1 protein-coding gene is annotated in these 1,452 nt (G+C 62.3%); it reads right to left on the bottom strand.

Annotated elements, in window-relative coordinates; all coding sequences use genetic code 11:
• Positions 1-156: 156 nt before the first annotated feature.
• The coding region (locus tag VF202_15735) for a hypothetical protein (GenBank protein HEX7041568.1) at positions 157-1,452 on the bottom strand (1,296 nt) is incomplete at its 5' end.

Raw genomic sequence — 1,452 nt, 5'->3', positions numbered from 1 at the left:
AGCCCGGTTGCGGTTTTGCCGTAACCGGGCGGCATCCAAAGGGCGCAAGCTTCTTTGGAGCTACCGAAAGCTATTGCAGCCGTTTGGTAGCTATGAAGAGCGGAGCGAGGGAGCATCAATCGTCTTCGAGTGCGGCGATCTGGGCCTGGTTAACCATCACGTCTCCACCTGCGGCCGATAGTCTTGCGGCCGCTTGTAGTACAGCGACCCGTCAGCGTTGCGCCACGTCGATGCAATGGCCGCGTGACAGTCGCGCGAGGCCAGGCCGTCGTACGCGTCAGGTTGCACGCGCAGCCAATAATCCTTGATGGTTCCGTCAGGCTCGGGCGTCGAGTTCCTGACCGCGACCATCACTATGGGTGTGTCGCCGGGTCGCTCTTTGCGGTACAGACGCGCGCCCTGCAATCCCTTGATGTAGTAATTGTCTGGCAGCGAGTGCACGAGCTGTGCGCCCGAGTCCTGGATGTATCGCGCATGGCCGTAGCGCTGGATCATCACGCGCCGAATCTCGGCGTTTTCCTGAGCCTCGATCTTGTCAACGGTGATTTCATGTGGGCGCTCGATGATGTAATCAGGCACTCGCACGCCGTGGACGGCATGGACGCCCCACCCATCGCTATACGCGATGGCGGCCTCTGTCAGGCTGTGTAGTCGGCCTCTGTCATCCAGATGGATGACGGTCGGACGCTCGGAGGCGAGCACGATGCCGTCATAAGGAAACCACCAATGACAGTGCTCCGCCTCGGCGAGCCATCGCGACAGCAGAGCCTCTGACTGGCTGTCATATTTGACTCCGATACGGCGGCAGAAATCGAAATGGACCATCGCGGCGCACCACATATTGCCAGCTATGTGATTATTGACCTGTGCCATGAGCAGCGATTCGAGCTGCGAGCTGAGCTGCGAGTGGAGCTGCGAGTGGAGCTGCGAGCTGAGCTGCCAGCCGAGCTGCGAGTGGAGCTGCGATTCGAGCTGCGAGCCGAGCTGCCAGCGGAGCTGCGAGTCGAGCTGCGACCAGAGCTGCGAGTCGAGCTGCGACCAGAGCTGCGAGCGGAGCTGCATCCAGAGCCGCGAGTCGAGCTGCATCCAGAGCCGCGAGTCGAGCTGCGAGCGGAGCTGCGAGCGGAGCTGCGAGTCGAGCTGCGACCAGAGCTGCCGGCAGAGCTGCGACCAGAGCTGCCAGCCGAGCTGCGAGTGGAGCTGCGATTCGAGCTGCGAGCTGAGCTGCGAGTGGAGCTGCGAGTGGAGCTGCGAGCTGAGCTGCGCGCTGAGCTGCTGCCGCCCCATCATCCTCAGTGCTCCCCACGCGAGGATGCACATCATAGGGGACGAGAAAAACAGCACCGTCGGGCGCTCGATGTCGATCGACTCGTACAGCGCGCAGATTGCGTCAGTCGCTCGCTCGCGATCTAGAGGCTCGGTAGAGCGACCAATCGCGAGCCAGCGATCCAA

Source organism: Trueperaceae bacterium (assembly GCA_036381035.1).
In the GTDB taxonomy this organism is placed as follows: domain Bacteria; phylum Deinococcota; class Deinococci; order Deinococcales; family Trueperaceae; genus DASRWD01.
This window is presented reverse-complemented; position numbering and strand designations above follow the sequence as displayed.